The sequence below is a fragment of the Kitasatospora sp. NPDC058162 genome (assembly GCF_042884005.1).
Taxonomy (GTDB): domain Bacteria; phylum Actinomycetota; class Actinomycetes; order Streptomycetales; family Streptomycetaceae; genus Kitasatospora.
Window position 1 is genome coordinate 88851 of the sequence record NZ_JBHVUS010000003.1, and the last position, 18789, is coordinate 107639.

Here is an 18789-nt window from a genome sequence, read left to right on the forward strand (position 1 = left end):
CCGAGTCTCAGTAGGAGCGCTGCCGGGACAGCGCCGTCGAGTACTCACCGAAGCCCAGGCTGCGGTAGAGCGACTCGCCGCCACTGCTGGCGTGCAGGTCGATCCGGCCGACCCCGCGGCCGTCGAACCAGTCCAGCAGCACTTCGGTGCAGGCCCGGGCGTAGCCGCGCCGCCGGTGGTCGGGGTCCGTGCAGATGTTGAAGACGAAGCCGAACAGGCCGTCCGGGCTGTTGGGCGTGGGCAGCCGGGGCTCCAGGGTGCCCACGGCGCAGGCCGCGAGCCGGCCGGGCCGGTCCGGGTCGTCGACCACGAAGACGGGCATGGCCAGCTCCTCGGCCGGCAGCGCCAGACGCTCGCGCAGGATCCTCTCGGTGGTGGCCCGCCAGGGCCCGAGATCGGTCTGCGCGACCGTGCCGGACATCGCCTCGAACATCAGCTCGCGCAGCCGGACGAGTTCGGGCGCGTCGTCGGGAACTGCGGGTCGGACCTTGATCATGCGGCGGAGGCTAGCGCCGGGGCCGGTCGGCCGCACTCCGTTTTCGGCCCGTGGAGCCCGCCCCTGTCGGCGCCAGCGCCTACCCTGGCACGCATGGCAGAGCAGCAGGAGCAGCAGGACGCGGCGGCGCCGACCCCGGACGACGCGCTGGGCTACGAGCACGCCCGGGACGCGCTGCTGGACGTGGTCCGGCAGCTGGAGAACGGCGGCACCTCCCTTGAGGAGTCGCTCGCGCTGTGGGAGCGTGGCGAGCAGCTGGCGAAGGTCTGCCAGCGCTGGCTGGACGGCGCCCGGGCCCGACTGGACGCCGCGCTGGCCGCCGAGGAGGGCGCGGGCCCGGGCGGGGAGTGACCCTCGGGGCGGGCGGGGAGCACGGCGACCGCGGGCCGGCGTGGGGCAGCTCACAATCGCTTGGGGAATCGTTGAATCTTCACCTATGTTGGATCGAGTGATCGGCCGCGCCGGTCAAACCGACGAACCCCCTCCCGCATGAGGTGCAGAAGCATGACCACCGACGCCCTGGTACTCGACGCCGCCGCTCAGGACCTGCTGTTCCGCGAGGCCCGCACCGCGAACACCTTCACCGACGAGCCGGTCACCGAGGAGCAGGTCCAGGCCATCTACGACCTGGTCAAGTACGGCCCGACCGCCTTCAACCAGCAGCCGCTGCGCGTCGTCCTGGTCCGCTCCGCCGAGGGCCGCGAGCGCCTCGTCCAGCACCTGGCGGACGGCAACAAGGCCAAGACCGCCGCCGCCCCGCTGGTCGCCGTCCTGGCCGCGGACAACGAGTTCCACGAGGAGCTGCCGACCCAGTTCCCGGCCTTCCCGCAGGCCAAGGACGTGTTCTTCTCGGAGCGCGCCGTCCGTGAGCAGTCCGCCAAGCTGAACGGCGCCCTGCAGGCCGCCTACTTCATCATCGGCGTCCGCGCCGCCGGCCTGGCCGCCGGCCCGATGACCGGCTACGACGCCGAGGGCATCAACAAGGAGTTCTTCGGCGACGGCGAGCACTCGGTGCTGGCCGTGGTCAACATCGGCAAGCCGGGCGAGGACGCCTGGTACCCGCGCTCCCCGCGCCTGGAGTACGACCAGGTCGTCACCACGGTCTGATCGCACCCCGCGACGGCGAAGGGCCCGCACCGGTTCGTCCGGTGCGGGCCCTTCCGCATGTCCGCGCGCCCCTCCGGGGGCCCGGCGCTACTTGAGCGCCTGGGCCAGCTCGGCCATCTCCTGGTAGGAGGCGGTGCCGGTGATCATGGTGGTCGCCGAACCGGTCTGGACGGTCAGCGCGCGGGCCTTCTCGCCCTGCACCCGGTCCCAGGTGCGCCCGGCGGTGTCCGAGGTGCCGTCCGGCTGGGCGCCCGCGACCTTGTCGGCGAGCAGCTTCTCGCGCGGGACGTCGGCCTGCTCGACCGCCGCGTACTGGCCGGAGGGCGTCACGAAGCCCAGGTGCCAGGCGTTGCCCTTGCCGTTGTTGATGTCCGCCGGCGTGTAGCTGACCGAGGTGGCCCGCCACTTGTCGGACAGCCCCTCCGGGGCCAGCAGCGGATACGGCGCGGCGCGCTTCGCCGAGGCCGCCTCCACCTTGTACGCGACCACGTGCACCGGATCGCTGTTCGCGTCGTGCGGGAGGAACAGGTAACCGATCCAGACGACGAATCCGACCGCCAGCATCGACAGGACCATGTCCCGTACGGTCTGCCGACCCCTCATGCCCTTGCTCTCTGCAGCCACCCCCTCATGGTGACTCATCCACATTCCGGCCAGGCCACCCGGGGTGGGCACGTACGGGTGAAGCAGGACGAACCGGCGGTTATCGCACCGGGATGGCGACCCGCGCCACAGACAGTCATCTCATGGGCAGATACGATCGCATCACCCTCACCACGGCGTTCGACCAGGCAGTAGTCGGGCGCTTACTGGCCGTCGCGTACAGAGAGGTAACGACGATGACCACGCAGTACCCGCACCACCTTCCCAGTGCCCTGGAGGTCGCGCCCGAGGCTCCGGACCGGAACCTCGCGCTCGAGCTCGTCCGGGTCACCGAGGCGGCCGCGATGGCCGCCGGCCGGTGGGTCGGCCGTGGCGACAAGAACGGAGCCGACGGCGCCGCCGTCAAGGCCATGCGCACCCTCGTCTCGACCGTCTCGATGAACGGCGTCGTCGTCATCGGCGAAGGCGAGAAGGACGAAGCCCCGATGCTCTACAACGGCGAGCGGGTCGGCGACGGCACCGGCGCCGAGTGCGACGTCGCGGTCGACCCGGTGGACGGCACCACGCTGACCGCCAAGGGCATGGCCAACGCCGTCGCCGTGCTGGCCGTCGCCGACCGCGGCACCATGTTCGACCCCAGCGCCGTGTTCTACATGGACAAGCTGGTCTGCGGCCCCGAGGCCGCCGACTACGTCGACATCACCGCCCCGGCGGCCGTCAACATCCGCCGGGTCGCCAAGGCCAAGGGCAGCGCCGTCGAGGACGTCACCGTGATGGTGCTCGACCGCCCGCGCCACGACGGCCTGGTCCGGGAGATCCGCGAGGCGGGCGCCCGGATCAAGTTCATCACCGACGGCGACGTGGCCGGCGCCATCATGACCGCCCGCGAGGGCACCGGCGTGGACCTGCTGCTGGGCGTCGGCGGCACCCCCGAGGGCATCATCGCGGCCTGCGCGATGAAGTGCATGGGCGGCGTCATCCAGGGCCGGCTGTGGCCCAAGGACGAGGCCGAGCGGCAGAAGGCCCTCGACGCCGGGCACGACCTGGACCGGGTGCTCACCACCAACGACCTGGTCAGCGGCGAGAACGTGTTCTTCGTCGCCACCGGCATCACCGACGGCGAGCTGCTGCGCGGCGTGCACTACCGCTCGGAGACCGCCACCACCAGCTCGCTGGTGATGCGCTCCAGGAGCGGCACCATCCGCGAGATCAACTCGGTCCACAAGCTGTCGAAGCTGCGGGCCTACAGCGCGATCGACTTCGACCGGGCCAACTGACCCGGACCCGAACACGGACGCCCAGACGCGCGGCCCCGGCGGAATCCCCCTCCGCCGGGGCCGCGCGGCATGTCGGTCACGCTCGTACCCGCGCTCCCGCCCGCGGGTCTTCGGCCCGCCGTCAACCCGCTATCCGACGCCCGGCCGTGGCCACCCTGGTCGCCTCGCGCAGCTCCGCGTCCCGGCGCCGGCGCCGGGCCAGCACCACCCGCCGCTCGGCGGCCGTCAGTCCGCCCCAGACCCCGTACGGCTCCGGCTGGGCCAGCGCGTGCTCACGGCACTCCAGCAGCACCGGGCAGCGCGCGCACACCTGCTTGGCCTGCTCCTCGCGCGACAACCGGGCCGCCGTCGGCTCCTTCGAGGGCGCGAAGAACAGCCCCACCTCGTCCCGCCGACAGGCCGCACCGGTGTGCCACGGATTGTCCTCACCCGCGGCCGGACTCGCCGTGCCGCCCGGGGGCTGCGGCTGCGGGCGGACGGCCGGACGGCGCTCCAGCAACTGGGCGGCGGCGACTGGCGAGGTGGTGCGGGACTCGATCGGATGCAGCACGGCCGTACTCCTGACGAGGCTCTCGGACACGGGGAACCTCGCTCCCCTGCCCGGCTGCGAGCCCCCGCTGTCCAACGCCCGGGACGGCCGCTGGGCCGCCTCCGGTGCACAGCCGTACAAGAAGCGATGTGCGGAAGGAACTACCCCGCTCGGCCGCGATTCATGCACACTGCACGCAATCGACTACGGAGTGCACCGGGCACAACGCCGAACGCCCGACCAGGAGTTGATCCCCGGCCGGGCGCTCAACAGGTCAATTCGGGCTATTCCGTCCCGAGTTGCTTGCGCACCCACTCCTTGAGCTTCTTGCCCCGGCGCGGCTTCGCGTTGCAACCACCGAACAGGGCAACGCCCTTGACCCGCACGACCGGAGCGTACGGATCCGCCGCGGTCTGCTCCCGGACGTCGAAACCGCCGAAGATGCCGACCCCGGAACCGAGCAGGCTCACGTTCTCCGGCACCCGGATCTCGACCCCGCCGAAGATCGCCGTCACGGTGATCTCCACCTCGGGGGACTCGAACACGGCGTCGGTGAGGTCGATCTCCACCCCGCCGAACGCGGTGAACGCCGTCAGGTGCGAACCCACCCGCCAGCGGCCCTTGCGGGCCGCACCGCCGAAGATCGCCACCACGGACGGCGCCTCCTGCCGCGCCGGCGGCAGCGGCCGGGCCGGCGCGGGGGCGGGGGCGGGCGCCCGGGCGTCCAGCGGCGGCTTGTCGAAGGACACCGAGCGGTGCGCGGGCAGGTCCCTGGTCAGCGGGACCAGCTCGCCGAAGGTCTTGGCGGCGTACGCGGCGCCGATCCGCTCGGCGTGCTCCTCCGCATCCAGCCGGCCCTCGGCGTAGGCGTCCCGCAGCAGCTCCGCGACCCGCTCGCGGTCGGCGTCCGAGACCCGCATCTCGGCCTCCGCCACCGGGGCGTGCGACGGCCGCGGCTCGGCCACGGGCGCGGGCGCGGGCCGGGGCGCGAGTTCGGGCTTGGGTTCGGGCTTGGGTTCGGGCTTGGGTTCGGGCTTGGGTTCGGGCTTGGTCAGGGGGACGGGCGCCGGCACCGGCGGCTGTCCCGGATCGTCCTGCGACGGCGAGTTGTCCGGCGTGTCGTCCGACGTGTTGTTCACGGGCCAAGCCTAGTGGCTCGCACTGCTGCCCGAGTGAGCCCGGTCACGCAAGGCTGACCTGTCCGCATGCGTCCCGCGGCCGGGTCCTACCCTGGATGGTGCTTCGCCGACGCAGCCGGACCACTGGACCCCTAAGGACCGCCCCGATGGCTCCCACGCCAGACTTCGAGTACAGCGACCTGCTCCCCCTGGGCGCTGACCCGACCCCGTACCGCAAGCTCACCTCCGAGGGTGTCTCCACCTTCGAGGCCGGCGGCCGCACCTTCCTCCAGGTCGAGCCCGAGGCGCTGCGCCTGCTCACCGCCGAGGCGATGCACGACATCTCGCACTACCTGCGCCCCGCGCACCTCGCCCAGCTGCGCCGCATCCTGGACGACCCCGAGGCCAGCCCGAACGACCGCTTCGTCGCGCTCGACCTGCTGAAGAACGTCAACATCTCGGCCGGCGGCATCCTCCCGATGTGCCAGGACACCGGCACCGCCATCGTCATGGGCAAGCGCGGCCAGAACGTGCTGACCCCCGGTGCCGACGAGTCCGCGATCGCGCGCGGCGTGTTCGACGCGTACACCAAGCTCAACCTGCGCTACTCCCAGATGGCCCCGGTGACCATGTGGGACGAGAAGAACACCGGCAACAACCTGCCGGCCCAGATCGAGCTGTACGCCACCGACGGCGACGCGTACAAGTTCCTGTTCATGGCCAAGGGCGGCGGCTCCGCCAACAAGTCGTACCTGTACCAGGAGACCAAGGCCATCCTGAACGAGGCCAGCATGCTCTCGTTCCTGGAGCAGAAGATCCGCTCCCTCGGCACCGCCGCCTGCCCGCCGTACCACCTGGCCATCGTGATCGGCGGCACCAGCGCCGAGTTCGCGCTCAAGACCGCCAAGTACGCCTCCGCGCACTACCTGGACAACCTGCCGACCTCCGGCGACGCCAAGACCGGCCACGGCTTCCGCGACCTGGAGCTGGAGGCCAAGGTCACCGAGCTGACCCAGAAGATCGGCATCGGCGCCCAGTTCGGCGGCAAGTACTTCTGCCACGACGTCCGGGTGGTCCGACTGCCCCGCCACGGCGCCTCGCTGCCCGTCGCGATGGCCGTCTCCTGCTCCGCCGACCGCCAGGCGCTCGGCAAGATCACCGCCGAGGGCGTGTTCCTGGAGCAGCTGGAGACCGACCCGGCGAAGTACCTGCCGGACACCACCGACGAGCACCTCGACGACGACGTGGTGCGCATCGACCTCGACCAGCCGATGTCCGCGATCCGCGCCGAGCTGTCCAAGTACCCGGTCAAGACCCGGCTCTCGCTCACCGGCACGCTGGTCGTCGCCCGCGACATCGCCCACGCCAAGATCAAGGAGCGCCTGGACGCCGGCGAGGGCATGCCCAAGTACCTCCAGGACCACCCGGTCTACTACGCCGGCCCGGCCAAGACCCCCGAGGGCTACGCCTCCGGCTCCTTCGGCCCCACCACGGCCGGCCGGATGGACTCCTACGTCGACCAGTTCCAGGCCGCCGGCGGCTCCATGGTCATGCTCGCCAAGGGCAACCGCAGCAAGCAGGTCACCGACGCCTGCGCCGCCCACGGCGGCTTCTACCTCGGCTCCATCGGCGGCCCGGCCGCCCGCCTCGCCCAGGACTGCATCAAGAAGGTCGAGGTGCTGGAGTACGCCGAGCTCGGCATGGAGGCCGTCTGGCGCATCGAGGTCGAGGACTTCCCGGCCTTCATCGTCGTCGACGACAAGGGCAACGACTTCTTCCGCGAGACCACCGAGGGCCCGCTGATCACCAACCTGCGGGTCCGCTCCAAGGAGTGACCGCCCCCTGCCCTCCCGCCGCCCCGGCCGCCCCTCGCGCCCGGGGCGGTTTTCTCATGGCATCCGGTACCGGAACCTCGTACCATCCAAGTACCGATGATGGGTACAAGCATGGAGGTAGGCCAATGGCGATCAGCGCCAGCGAGGCCCGCACGCAGCTCTTCCCGTTGATCAAGAAGGTCAACGACGACCATGCCCCCATAAGGATCACCTCCAAGAGCGGTGACGTGGTCCTCATGTCCGCCGAGGACTACGACTCCTGGCAGGAAACGATCTACCTCCTGCGCTCCCCCGCCAACGCCCAGCGACTCATGGCGGCCGTTGCCCGCGACAAGGCCGGCCACCCCGGCATCACCAGGAGCATGGAGGATCTGGAAGCCCTGGCCGGTGAGGTGTGAGGAGCGTTCGCTTCGACCCTGATGGCTGGGAGGACTTCCTCTTCTGGCTCGGGTCCAACCGGAAGATGGCTCAACGGATCACCCGCCTGATCGGCGAGATCCAGCGCGACCCGTTCGGCGGGATCGGGAAGCCCGAACCACTGAAGGGCGACCTGGCCGGTTACTGGTCACGCCGAATCGACGACGAACACCGCCTGGTCTATCGCGCCGACGAGAAAGAAGTGATGATCCTCAAGGCCCGCTACCACTACCAGTAGTCAAAGGCCCCAGTCGATCCTAGGCGTCGAAGTCGTACTCCAGGACGTAGGAGGCGGCGTCGAGGATCATCTCGTTGAGTTCGACGACCTGGCCCTCGTCGGCGAAGGCGGTGCGGCAGATCAGGATCACCGGGGTGCCGGCGGAGAGTTCGAGGCGGGTCGCCTCCTCCGCGGCGGGCATCCGGGAGCGGACCTCCTCGCGGAAGTGGACGGGCTTGGCGCCGATCTCGGCCAGCCGGGCGTAGGTGCCGCCCGGGCCGGTGTCCTCGCGGGTGATCGCGGTGCCGGCGACCAGGACGGCCGGCAGGTAGGAGGTGGAGAGCAGCACCGGCTTGCCGTCCAGGACGAAGCGGCGGTGCCGCACGCACATCGGGACGCCCGGCTCCACCCCGAGCACCCGGGCCACGTGCTCGGGCGCGCCCTGTTCGGTGACCGACACCTGGTCGACCACCAGGCTGCGGTTGTCGATGTCCGCGGACCATATCGACCGGCCGGAGCCCCACTGCCCCTGCGCCAGCCGCTGGATGCCCCGTCGGCGCAGCGGCCGGAAGTCCCGGACGAACACCCCCGCGCCCCTGCGGGCCTCCGCGATGCCCTCGCTCTGCAGCACGCCGAGCGCCTGGCGGGCGGTCATCCGGGCCACGCCGTACTCGTCCATCAGGTCGTTCTCGCCGGGCAGCCGGTCGCCCGCGCCGTAGCGGCCCGAGTCGATGGCCGCCTTCAGGGAGTCGGCGATCCGCTGGTACTTGGGCTGTTTGTCGCCACTGCTGCCGGTCATCGCGCTCCCTCTCCCTCGGACAAATCGTAGGCGCGCCCGCGGCCGCCGGTAAGGAGATACGACCGTTGACATCTCTAGAGATATTAGCTTCTCTAGAGATGCTGGCCAGTCGCCGACAGAGCGAAGGAGCGGTGAGGTGAGCACCCGACAGCGCAACGCCCCGGCCTACCGGCCACAGGTGGGCGACCTCGTCCTCGACCGGAGGACCGGACGCACCGGCATCTACATGGGAACCATCGGTGGCGAGCACTACCTCCGCCCCGAGCACGGCGGCCGCGAATGGACCGCCGAACCGCACCAGGTCTCGCCCGCCCCCGAGCCCCGCGATTCAGCTGATTGCGATCAGCCCCGGTAATTGCGGATCAATCCACGCAAACCACGGCATTCAGGGCTTGGTAATCCCCCCGGTGAATCAGGAATTCCGGAACGCTCCGGGGGCGCCGCCGGGCACGTTACGGATGACCGCGGTCACCATGCGTGCATCAAGAGTGGGAATCGGCCACCCGATGGACCCGCACACGAATTGGCGCGCACACCACCACGACAGTGCCCCCGTGCCCGGACGGGGGCAGGGGGGCACTGGGTCCGGACGACTTACGGGTGGCCGCCGATGACACTCTCCGGCTGTCGCGGGGCATCCGGGCCGCCGTCGGCCGGCGGGACGGGGACGTTGACGTATTCGCCCTCGTCACCGAAGGAGCCGTTCTCGAACGCCGTCTTGTCGGCGTCGGCCGGCGCGGTGTAAACGGTCTGGTTCGAGGACGCGGTCACGGCACCCTCGACAGCCTTGCCCGCCTCCACAGCGGTGGCCGGAGTCTCGGTCGTCGTGCCGTTCACGGGCGCCGACGGCGCCGGGGCAGCGCTCTGGTCGTTGGCCATTGAGTGGCCGCCTTTCGGTCATCAAATGTGTCCCGCCCGACCTCCGTGGCGCGGGCGCGGGGACAGTATCGTAGGGTTGATTAAATGTCCGATAAACATCGTGCGGCTTGCAGTGCCGTCCGGCAGAGTCGGCCGTCCGCCTAAGCTGAACCACCGCGGCGGACCGCCGAGCGCCCTTTCACGGAATCAACACGACAGGCCATCGGGGGACTTCATGGAGTTTCGGGAGACGCCGCAGGCCCCTGCGCTGCGCTTCCAAGTCCTCGGTCCGGTCCAGGCCTGGCTCGACGACAAGCCCCTCTCCCTCGGCTCCCCCCAGCAGCAGGCCGTTCTGACCACCCTTCTGCTGCATTCCGGGCGCCCGGTCACCACCCAGGACCTGGTCGATGCCCTCTGGGGCGAGCGGCCGCCGACCCAGGCCGTGGCCGCGCTCCGCACCTACGTCTCCCGGCTGCGCTCCGTCATCGAGCCCCAGCGGGAGGTGCGCCGCCCCGCCGAGCTGCTGGTCTCCGTCGCCGACGGCTACGCCCTGCGCATTCCGGGCACGGCCCTCGACCTCTCGGTCTTCGAGCGGCTCTCCGCCGAGGCCACGGCCGCCCGCACCTCGGGCGACAAGCGTGAGGCCCACCGACTGCTGGCCCAGGCGCTGGACCTGTTCAGCGGCCGACCGCTGACCGGCATCCCCGGTCCGTACGCGGACGCCCAGCGGCTGCGGCTGGCCGAGCGCCAGGTGGCCGCCGCCGAGGAGCTGTGCGCCGCCGCCCTCGACATCGGCCTGCACGCCGAGATCGTCGTGGAGCTCAACAACCTGACGGCCGAGCACCCGTTGCGCGAGCGGCTGCGCGAACTGCTGATGCTGGCCCTGTACCGCTGCGGGCGGCAGGCCGAGGCCCTCGGCGTCTACACCGACACCCGCAAGCTGCTGATCGAGGAGCTCGGGGTCGAACCGGGCGCCGGCCTGTCCAAGATGCACAACCGCATCCTCGCCGCCGACCCGACCCTCACCCTGGCTGCGATCCCCATCGCCACCGCTCGCGAGGACGGCTCCGCCGCTCCCCCGGCCCCGGCTCAACTCCCGGCCGACGTCTCGGACTTCAGCGGCCGCTCGAAGCTCGTCGGCGACCTCTCGACGGTGCTGATGAACGCCACCGGCCAGGCCGTGGTGGTGACTTCGCTGGCCGGTATCGGCGGGGTCGGGAAGACCACCCTCGCCGTCCACGTCGCCCACCGCGTCCGCACCGAGTTCCCGGACGGGCAGCTGTACGTCGACCTGCGCGGAGCCGGCACCTCGCCCGCGGACCCGGTGGTCGTCCTGGGCGACTTCCTGCACGCGCTCGGCGTCACCGAGAGCCCCGACTCGCTCGATCAGCGCGCCGCGCTGTACCGCTCGCAGCTCGCCAGCCGCCGGATGCTGATCCTGCTCGACAACGCCCGGGACGCCGACCAGATCCGGCCGCTCATCCCCGGCGTCTCCGGCTGCGCGGTGCTCGCCACCAGTCGCTCCCGGCTGGCCGGCATCCCGGGCGCCCAGCTGTTCGACGTCGAGGAGCTGACGCCGGACGAGGCGCTCGCGCTCTTCTCGGCCATCGTCGGCGAACACCGGGTCGCCGCCGAACCCGAGGCCGCCATGAAGGTGGTCACCGCCTGCGGCTTCCTGCCGCTGGCCGTCCGCATCGCCGCCGCCCGGCTGGCCAGCCGGCCGCGCTGGAGCGTCTCCGACCTGGCCAGTCGGTTAGCCGATCAGCGTCGACGCCTGGACGAACTCCAGCTCGGAAACCTCGCCGTGGAGACCACCATCGGGCTCGGCTACGGACAGCTGTCCGTGGACGAGGCCCGCGCCTTTCGGCTGCTCGCCCTGATCGACTCGCCCGATATTCCACTGGCGGCCGCAGCAGCGCTGCTCGGCGTGGACGAATACACCGCCGAGGACCTCGCCGAGGCGCTGGTCGAGGCCAACATGCTGGAGTGCTTCGCGCCCGGCCGGTACCGCTACCACGACCTGCTCCGGCTCTACGCCCAGCGGAAGAACGAGCGGCTCGGGGACACGGCGGAACAGGAACTGGCGGTCCTGCGGCTGCTCGACCTCCTGATCCCGACCATCCGCAACGCCGCCCACGTCATCGAGCCGGATGACCCGCTGCCCGAGCTGTTGACGACGTTCACCTCGACGGGGCTCCACCTGCCGACGAGTCAGGCCGCACAGGACTGGCTCCGGACGGAGGGCGCCCTGCTGCTCAGTGCCGTCGAGGCCGCCGCGAACGGCCCCGGCACCCTGCAGCGCGCGGCCGTCGACCTGCTCAACTACCTGTTCAGCATCGACCCGGACCCGACCCGCGGACCGCGGACGCTCCCTGTGCTGGAGGCCATCAGCCGGGACACCCGGGACCGTGACGACTCGGCCGGGATCGCCCGGGTGTACTTCGCCCTGGGCACACTGCAGTCCGCCACCAGCGACTTCCAGGGATCCGAGCAGTCCTTCCGCCGGAGCCTGGAACACCAGAGGCCGGACGAACCGACCGTCCTCCTCCTGGCCACGGCCAACATGCTCGGGGTGATCCTGAACATGAACAACCGTCCGGCCGAAGCGCTGCCGTTCCTGGAACAGGCGCATGCCAGCAACCGGGTGGTCGGCACGTCGATCGGCGAGGCCCGGATCGTCAGCAACATGGCCCGGGTGCAGCACCGACTCGGGATGACCGAGACGGCGATCAAGTCCGCCGGCGACGGCGTCACCGCCGCGCGGGCGTCCAACAACGGCCCGCTGCTCGCCCAGACCCTCTACCAGCTGGGCGTGGTGCTCTCCTCAGCCGAGGCCGTCCCGCACCTGCGTGAGGCCCATCGGCTCTACCAGTCCCAGCGCAACCCGCTCTGGGAGGGCTACGCCCTGGCCCGCTTGGCCTCGGCCCTGCTCGTCGCCGAGGAGCCCGCCGAAGCCGCCGAGGTCGCCGACCAGTCCCTCGCGATCGGGCAGGACATGGACTCCGCCTACTGCCAGGGCCTCGCCAACGCCGCCCTCGGCGAAGCGCTGCTCGCGCTCGCCCAGCCGGCCCGTGGGCTCGCCTGTCTCCAGGAGGCGCACGCGATCTTCACGCGGCTCGGTGTGCCGGAGGCCTCCCCCGTGGCGGACCTCATCTCCCGACAGCACACCGAGCCCTTCTCTTCTCCCCCCGCGCCGTAAAGGCCTCCGCTCCCCCGCGGAGCACCTCCCCCGATCCGCGCGTCGGCGCCCCCGCAGCCCCCCGGCTGCGGGAGCGCCCTCAACGCTTCCCCGGCGCTGGTTCCACTGTGCACCCCACCGATTGACGTTCGATAAACGTCTGATTGTCAGCCTGCGGACTGGCAAAACCGCAGGTCAGCGACGCCACCCCCCGGCGCGCCGTGCGGCGTGCGGGGCCGGTCGCACCACCCGGCCCGCACCCCCGTGCTTCCGCGGACCCGCCCCACTTCGGCCCAAGCATGACGAGTTGGCCGGAAAGGGACCCCATGGCGCAGAGATCACGCATATTCTCAGATGCCAGTACGCACACGAGTGTCTGCCGGCAACGTGTCGGGGTGCAGGCCGTCTGTGTGATGCGGGGAGCGTGACGTACCGCCACCGGCAGCGGCCCAGGAGGCTGCGGAGGAGCCGACCGGAGGCCACGGGTGGAAGGGTGCCTCTCAACGTGACGACCGGACAGATATCCGATGCGTTCCCCGTCGGCGAGGACGCCGGCGACGACGGGACCGACGGGCCCGACGTGCGGCGACGCCGGGCGGCCCGGGCCCTCCAGGCGGTCGCCTTCGACACCATCGGCGCCGGGTACGGCGAGGCGTTCCCCGCCAAGGGCGGCCAGCTGGACTGCGGGCGGCAGCTGCTCGCCGAGCTCGAACCCGGGGCCCGGGTGCTGGACGTGGGCTGCGGGACGGGCGAGCCGACCGTCCGCCAGCTGACCGCCGGCGGGCTGCGGGTGACCGGGATAGACCTCTCGGACGTGATGCTGACGCTGGCCCGCCAGGCTCGGATCGAGGGCGCGTACCCGGCCGAGTTCCACCGCATCGACCTCTACGATCTGGCCACCGAGCGCGCCGACCGGGTGTGGGGCGCGTCCGGGCTGGGGCCGGCGGGCCGCGGCACCTTCGCCGCCGTCACCGCGTTCTTCTCACTGATCCTGCTGCCGCAGGACGAGATCCCGACCGTACTCGGACGGCTGCGCGAACTCCTGCGGCCGGGCGGACTGCTGGTGCTCGGCATGGTCGAGGCGGACCTGGATCACGTTCCGCTTCCGTTCCTTGGCAGAGAGCTGCGGATCAGTGGGTATCTGAGGGAGGATCTGGAGCGGGTTCTGGTCGCAGCCGGTTTCGCCGTCGAGGAGTGCTCGGGGCATCCGTACGCGCCGGCCAGTACCACGCTGCCGCCGGAGGAACAGCTGTTCCTGTGCTGTCGACGCGTCGGCTGACCGACCAGAGGACCAGAACAGCTCACCGACCAGACCTCCCGACCACACCGAATCCAGGACAGGCAGCCGTGCGCGACCAGCTCAAGACCGAGGCGGAGCAGCCGCCCGCCGTCCCGGGTCAGCGCGGCCGGCTCCCGGCCCGACCGGACGAACCGGTCCGGGCGGTGACTCCCGCCCCCGCCCCCGTCCCGGCGAAGCCGCCGACGGCTCGGCCGGACCGCACCGGGGCGGCAGGCGGGGCGGCCGACGGGGTGGCGGACCGCCTCGCCTACCTCGACGCGGCGACCCGGCGGATCAACAGCGCCCTCGACCTGGCCGCGACGCTGCGCAACATCGGCCGGGTCCTGGTCCCGACCCTCGCCGACGCCGCCGTCGTCCACCTGCGCGACCCGCTGCCCAACGTCGAGCGCGAGCCCGGCTTCCCGGAGGAGCTGCGGATCCACCACAGCACCGGCACCCGGATCGGCCGCCGCGGCCGCAAGAGCGGCGCGGACGACCGGCACCGCTCGCGCTTCGGCTCCCGCTCGACCGCCGACACCGGGCCGGCCACCCCGGTCACCCGGGGCGGCGCGCTGGCGCACATCCTGCTGAGCCGCCGCCCCGCCGAGTCGGCCGTCCTCGGCACGCCCGCCGCCGAGCGCACCGAGGCGCTGCTGCGCGAGGTGTACGGCACCCGCGGGCTGGCCCGGCTGGCCGCCGGCAGCTCGGTGGTCGCCCTGCCGCTGCGCGGCCGCAAGGCCGTCCTCGGTCTGCTGGTGCTGATCCGCCGGCCCCCTGAACGCACCGGCCGGCCGGCCTTCGACGCGGCCGACACCGCGACCGCCGCGCACCTGGCGACCCAGGCGGGCCTGGCCGTGGACACCGCGCTGCGGTACGCCCGCGAGTGGGAGATAGCCAACGAACTCCAGCGCAGCATGCTGCCGTTGCGCCTGCCGCAGTCGCACGGCGTCCGGATCGCCCAGCGCTACCTGCCCGGTGAGCGCGGCGCGCAGGTCGGCGGCGACTGGTACGACGCGGTGCCGCTGCCCGGCAACCGGGTCGCCCTGATCGTCGGCGACGTGATGGGCCACTCGCTCACCTCGGCCGCCATCATGGGCCAACTGCGCACCAGCGCACAGACCTTGGCCGCGCTCGACCTGCCGCCGCACGAGGTGCTCTACCACCTGGACGAGCAGGCCCAGCGGCTCGGCCGCGAACAGCACCTGGCCACCTGCGTGTACGCGGTGTACGACCCGATCGCCAACCGGGTGGTGCTGGCCAACGCCGGGCACGTCCCGCCGGTGCTGGTCCGCCCGGACGGCCGGGCCGAGTTGGTGGAGCTGGACTCCGGGGCCCCCATCGGGGTCGGCGGGGTGGACTTCAACTCGGTCGAGCTGCCCGCGCCGCCCGGATCGTCGCTGCTGCTGTTCACCGACGGCCTGGTGGAGACCCGCACCCGCCCGCTCAGCGACGGCCTGGAGGTGCTCCGCGCGCGGATCGCGGCCGCGCGCTGGCAGTCCCCCGAGCAGCTCTGCCAGGAGGCGCTGCGCATTCTGCCGCCCGGGGACCGCGGCGACGACATCGCCCTGCTGGGCGCCTGCTTCGACGGCATCCCGGCCGGGGACGTCGCCCACTGGTACCTTCAGCCGCGCAACGAGACGCCGGGCCGGGCCCGCCGGCTGGCCGCACACACGCTGCGGCGCTGGGGGCTGGACGAGCTGAGCGAGGCGACCGAGCTGATGGTCAGCGAGCTGGTGACCAACGCCGTCCAGCACGCGACCCGGCCGGTCACCCTGAGCCTGGTGCGCACCACCCGGCTGCGCTGCGAGGTCGGCGACGACAGTCCGCTGCTGCCGCGCCCGCGCCGTACCGGTCCGGAGGACGAACGCGGGCGCGGGCTGCAGATAGTGGCCCGGTGCGCGGACCGCTGGGGCGCCACCCGGCTGGGCACCGGCAAGGTGGTCTGGTTCGAGCAGCGGCTGCCCGGCGGGGCCTGACGGTGCCCGGCGGGACCTGACGGGGTCCGTCAGGACGTGACGGTGCCCGGCGGGACGTGACGGTGTCCGCCAGGACGTGACGGTGCCCGGCGGGAGGTCGGATCCCACCGGGCACCGTCAGAGCGTCAGACCCCGGCGGGCTCCTTCGCCGACCGGCGCTCCCCCTCCAGCCGGGCGATCAGCTGCTCGCCCTCCATGTCGACCTTCGGCACGACCTTCTCCAGCCGCTTCGGGAACCACCAGGCCGCCCTGCCGAACAGCGCCATCGCGGCCGGCACCAGGGCCATCCGCACCACGAAGGCGTCCACCAGCACGCCCACCGCGAGGGCGAAGCCGATCGGCTGGACGATCGGGTCGTGCCCGAGGACGAAGGCGCCGAACACCGAGATCATGATCAGCGCGGCCGCCGTCACCACCCGGGCGCCGCCCTTCACCCCGCCGACGACCGCTTCGCGCGGCGCCTTGCCGTGGACGTACTGCTCCTTCATCCCGGAGACCAGGAACAGCTCGTAGTCCATCGCCAGCCCGAACAGCACGCCGATCAGCAGGATCGGCACGAAGCTGACCACCGGTCCGACCTTGGGCACGTCGATCAGGCCGTCCAGCCAGCCCCACTGGTAGACCGCGACCACCGCGCCGAGCGAGGCCAGGATGCTGAGCAGGAAGCCCAGCACCGCCTTGAGCGGCACCAGCACCGAGCGGAAGGCCAGCGCCAGCAGCACCAGCGCGATGCCGACGATCACCGCGACGAACGGCGGCAGGGCCTGGCCGAGCTTGGTGGAGACGTCGATGTTGGCGGCGGTGGTGCCGGTGACGGCGATGCTCGCGCCGGTCGCGGCGGCGATCCCGGCGCGCTGGTCGCGGATCTCGTTCACCAGCGCCCGGGTGTCCTGGTGGTCCGGGCCGGTCTTCGGGATGACCGGCACCAGGGCGGTGCCGCTCGCCGCGTCGACCTTCGGCGGCAGCAGGGTCTGCACGCCCTTCAACCCCTGCAGCCGGCCCGCCACCTCCTGGACGGCCCGCTCGGGACGCGGTGCGCCGTGGGCGTCCACGACCACCACCAGCGGGGCGTTGAAGCCCGGGCCGAAGCCCTCGCTGACCAGGTCGTACGCCTTGCGGGCGTCCGTGCCGACGGCCTGTGAGCCGCCGCCCGGCAGTCCGAGGTCCAGGCTGGCGGCGGGCACCGCCATGGCACCCAGTCCGGCCAGGCCGACCAGCAGGACGGGCAGCGGGCGGCGGACCACGAAGCGGGCCCAGCGCTCGCCCACGGTGACCTTGCCGTGGGTGGTCAGCGCCCGCTTCCAGACCGGCAGCCGGTCGATCGCGCGGCCGGTGAAGCCGAGCACCGCGGGCAGCAGGGTGATCGCGACCAGGACGGCCACCACGACGGCGCCGGAGGCGGCCAGGCCCATCACGGTGAGGAACGGGACGCCCGCGACGGCGAGCCCGGCGAGCGCCACGACCACCGTCAGCCCGGCGAAGACCACGGCGCTGCCGGCGGTCGCGGTGGCCCGGGCGGCGGACTCCTCGGGCTCCAGGCCCTCGTCCAGGTGGCGGCGGTAGCGGAACAGGATGAACAGGGCGTAGTCGATGCCGACCGCGAGGCCGACCATCAGGGCCAGCACCGGCGCGGTGGTGATGATCTCGAACGAGCCGGTCAGCGCCAGCAGCCCGGCCATCGCGACGGCGACCCCGACCAGCGCGGTCAGCAGCGGCAGCCCGGCCGCGACCAGGGTGCCGAGGGTGATCACCAGCACCGCCCCGGCCACCGCCAGGCCGATCGCCTCGGAGCCGCCCTCGATCTGGGCGAACTTGTTGTACGCGTCGCCGCCGAAGGCCACCTCCAGTCCGGCCGCGCGGGCCGGTTCGGCGGCGGCCCGGACGGCGTCCCGCTGCTGGTCGGTGACCTCGGCGAGCTTGTGGTCGAAGGAGACCAGCGCGATCGCGACCCGGCCGTCCGGGGAGACCGCGCCGGTGGCGTACGGGTCGGGCGCCGCGGCCACGCCGGGGACGTGGGCGATCCGGCTGACGGCCTCGCCGACCGCCCGGCCCGCCTCGGGCGAGGCGATGCCGCCGGGCGCCGGGGCGGCGAAGACCACCTGGGCGGAGCCGTGGCCCTGCTCGGGGAAGGTGTCCTTGATCCGGTCCAGGGTGGCCTGGGCCTCGGTGCCGGGGACCTTGAACTCGTCGCTGGTCCCGCCCGCGAGGGCGCCCGCGGCCCCGCCCACGGCGATCAGCAGCGCGATCCAGACGGCCAGCACGGCACGCCTTCTGCGGAAGCAGTAACGGCCCAGTCGGTACAGGTACGTGGCCACGGTCTGACCCCTCGCGGTGCGGTCGGCGGACGGGCGGGTGCCAGGCGGATGCCTGGGCGAACCCCTCCCACGGTAGACCCAACTTTGTCGGGTGACAAAGTTGACCGACCACATCGGTCGACACAGTTGCTCGACCATGGCGCTACCCTGGCTGAATGGCTCATGTCCCCGCCTCCGAACGCCGACCGCAGCTGGTCCGGGCCGCGATCGACCTGATGACCCGGGAAGGGGTCTCCGCCGGCAGCACCCGCGCGATCGCGGCGGAGCTGGGCGTGGCACAGGCGACGGTGCACTACACCTTCGGCACCAAGAAGGACCTCTACCGGGCCGTCGTCGAGGAGGTGGCCGCCCAGTTCATCGACCAGGTGCGCGCCGCCTCCCCCGGTGACGGACCGTTCGGCGACCAGGTCCGCACCCTGGTCCACGCGCTCTGGGACGCCGCCACCGGCGAGGACGGGCGCTGCGTCCTGCTGAGCGAGTTCGAGACGCTGGCGATGCGCGACCCCGACGTCCGGGAGATCATGCTCGGGCTGCAGCACGCCATGGAGGGCACCGCCACCGAGATGCTCGCCGCCCTCGCCGCCGCCCACGGACTGACCCTCGCGCTGCCCGCCGACCGGATCGCCGCCCACTTCCTCACCGGCTTCGACGGCCTGACGGCCCGCCACCTGATCCGGCGCCCGCCGGGCGAGCGGCCCGACCCGGAGACCCTGGAGGCGCTGGACCTGCTGGTGGCGACCACGGTCGGCCTCTGCCTCGGCGCGCCGGCCGCGCGCTGACGGACC

General features: G+C 72.2%; 18 protein-coding genes. 11 read left to right on the forward strand and 7 right to left on the reverse strand.

Annotation, left to right across the window (positions count from 1 at the left end):
- Nucleotides 1-7: 7 nt before the first annotated feature.
- Entirely contained in the window at nt 8-496 is a 489-nt protein-coding gene (locus tag ACFVXG_RS06815) for a GNAT family N-acetyltransferase (RefSeq protein WP_387925030.1), read from the reverse strand.
- 93 nt (nt 497-589) lie between these two features.
- Here ACFVXG_RS06815 and ACFVXG_RS06820 point away from each other — a divergent pair, with 93 nt between their 5' ends.
- On the forward strand, nt 590-847 hold the full coding sequence (locus ACFVXG_RS06820) for an exodeoxyribonuclease VII small subunit (RefSeq protein WP_375884656.1): 258 nt from the start codon (nt 590-592) through the stop codon (nt 845-847).
- 153 nt (nt 848-1000) lie between these two features.
- On the forward strand, nt 1001-1603 hold the full coding sequence (locus ACFVXG_RS06825; RefSeq protein WP_387925032.1) for a malonic semialdehyde reductase: 603 nt from the start codon (nt 1001-1003) through the stop codon (nt 1601-1603).
- Between the two features lie 87 nt (nt 1604-1690).
- Here the strand turns inward: ACFVXG_RS06825 and ACFVXG_RS06830 are convergent, their stop codons facing one another.
- Entirely contained in the window at nt 1691-2227 is a 537-nt protein-coding gene (locus ACFVXG_RS06830; RefSeq protein WP_387925034.1) for a DUF4245 domain-containing protein, read from the reverse strand.
- 215 nt (nt 2228-2442) lie between these two features.
- Here ACFVXG_RS06830 and glpX point away from each other — a divergent pair, with 215 nt between their 5' ends.
- Nucleotides 2443-3483 carry a class II fructose-bisphosphatase gene (gene glpX / locus ACFVXG_RS06835; protein ID WP_387925036.1) on the forward strand — a complete coding sequence of 347 codons (1041 nt, stop codon included), beginning with the start codon at nt 2443-2445 and terminating at the stop codon, nt 3481-3483.
- A gap of 121 nt (nt 3484-3604) precedes the next feature.
- On the opposite strand, the gene ACFVXG_RS06840 is transcribed toward glpX, so the two are convergent.
- Both ACFVXG_RS06840 and ACFVXG_RS06845 read right to left on the reverse strand, forming a co-directional pair.
- A complete protein-coding gene (locus tag ACFVXG_RS06840) occupies nt 3605-4033 on the reverse strand; it encodes a WhiB family transcriptional regulator (protein WP_387925037.1) in 429 nt (142 codons plus the stop codon).
- Nucleotides 4034-4296: 263 nt separating this feature from the next.
- Nucleotides 4297-5067, reverse strand: coding sequence for a DUF1707 domain-containing protein (locus ACFVXG_RS06845; protein WP_387925744.1), 771 nt, complete (start codon nt 5065-5067; stop codon nt 4297-4299).
- 230 nt (nt 5068-5297) lie between these two features.
- Here ACFVXG_RS06845 and ACFVXG_RS06850 point away from each other — a divergent pair, with 230 nt between their 5' ends.
- The 3 genes from ACFVXG_RS06850 (at nt 5298) to ACFVXG_RS06860 (ending at nt 7620) form a co-directional block, all read left to right on the forward strand.
- On the forward strand, nt 5298-6965 hold the full coding sequence (locus tag ACFVXG_RS06850) for a fumarate hydratase (protein ID WP_387925039.1): 1668 nt from the start codon (nt 5298-5300) through the stop codon (nt 6963-6965).
- A gap of 125 nt (nt 6966-7090) precedes the next feature.
- Nucleotides 7091-7363 carry a type II toxin-antitoxin system Phd/YefM family antitoxin gene (locus ACFVXG_RS06855; RefSeq protein WP_387925041.1) on the forward strand — a complete coding sequence of 91 codons (273 nt, stop codon included), beginning with the start codon at nt 7091-7093 and terminating at the stop codon, nt 7361-7363.
- Entirely contained in the window at nt 7360-7620 is a 261-nt protein-coding gene (locus ACFVXG_RS06860) for a Txe/YoeB family addiction module toxin (protein WP_387925043.1), read from the forward strand. The genes ACFVXG_RS06855 and ACFVXG_RS06860 overlap by 4 nt, the downstream gene beginning before the upstream one ends.
- A gap of 19 nt (nt 7621-7639) precedes the next feature.
- Here the strand turns inward: ACFVXG_RS06860 and ACFVXG_RS06865 are convergent, their stop codons facing one another.
- Nucleotides 7640-8398: a GntR family transcriptional regulator gene (locus tag ACFVXG_RS06865; RefSeq protein WP_387925045.1), complete on the reverse strand. Its 759-nt coding sequence runs from the start codon at nt 8396-8398 to the stop codon at nt 7640-7642.
- Between the two features lie 136 nt (nt 8399-8534).
- On the opposite strand from ACFVXG_RS06865, the gene ACFVXG_RS06870 reads away from it, so the two are divergent.
- Nucleotides 8535-8753, forward strand: a complete 219-nt coding sequence (locus ACFVXG_RS06870) for a hypothetical protein (protein WP_387925047.1) — start codon at nt 8535-8537, stop codon at nt 8751-8753.
- Between the two features lie 239 nt (nt 8754-8992).
- On the opposite strand, the gene ACFVXG_RS06875 is transcribed toward ACFVXG_RS06870, so the two are convergent.
- Nucleotides 8993-9277, reverse strand: coding sequence for a hypothetical protein (locus tag ACFVXG_RS06875; RefSeq protein WP_387925049.1), 285 nt, complete (start codon nt 9275-9277; stop codon nt 8993-8995).
- Nucleotides 9278-9491: 214 nt separating this feature from the next.
- Between ACFVXG_RS06875 and ACFVXG_RS06880 the strand changes: the two genes are divergently transcribed.
- The 3 genes from ACFVXG_RS06880 (at nt 9492) to ACFVXG_RS06890 (ending at nt 15689) form a co-directional block, all read left to right on the forward strand.
- Complete coding sequence (locus tag ACFVXG_RS06880) at nt 9492-12455, forward strand: BTAD domain-containing putative transcriptional regulator (protein WP_387925051.1); 2964 nt, start codon at nt 9492-9494, stop codon at nt 12453-12455.
- Nucleotides 12456-12939: 484 nt separating this feature from the next.
- Nucleotides 12940-13713, forward strand: a complete 774-nt coding sequence (locus ACFVXG_RS06885; RefSeq protein ID WP_387925053.1) for a methyltransferase domain-containing protein — start codon at nt 12940-12942, stop codon at nt 13711-13713.
- A gap of 68 nt (nt 13714-13781) precedes the next feature.
- Complete coding sequence (locus tag ACFVXG_RS06890) at nt 13782-15689, forward strand: SpoIIE family protein phosphatase (RefSeq protein ID WP_387925055.1); 1908 nt, start codon at nt 13782-13784, stop codon at nt 15687-15689.
- Between the two features lie 125 nt (nt 15690-15814).
- On the opposite strand, the gene ACFVXG_RS06895 is transcribed toward ACFVXG_RS06890, so the two are convergent.
- Nucleotides 15815-18004, reverse strand: a complete 2190-nt coding sequence (locus tag ACFVXG_RS06895; RefSeq protein ID WP_387925056.1) for an MMPL family transporter — start codon at nt 18002-18004, stop codon at nt 15815-15817.
- Between the two features lie 155 nt (nt 18005-18159).
- On the opposite strand from ACFVXG_RS06895, the gene ACFVXG_RS06900 reads away from it, so the two are divergent.
- Nucleotides 18160-18783, forward strand: a complete 624-nt coding sequence (locus tag ACFVXG_RS06900; protein ID WP_387925058.1) for a TetR/AcrR family transcriptional regulator — start codon at nt 18160-18162, stop codon at nt 18781-18783.
- Nucleotides 18784-18789 lie beyond the last annotated feature (6 nt).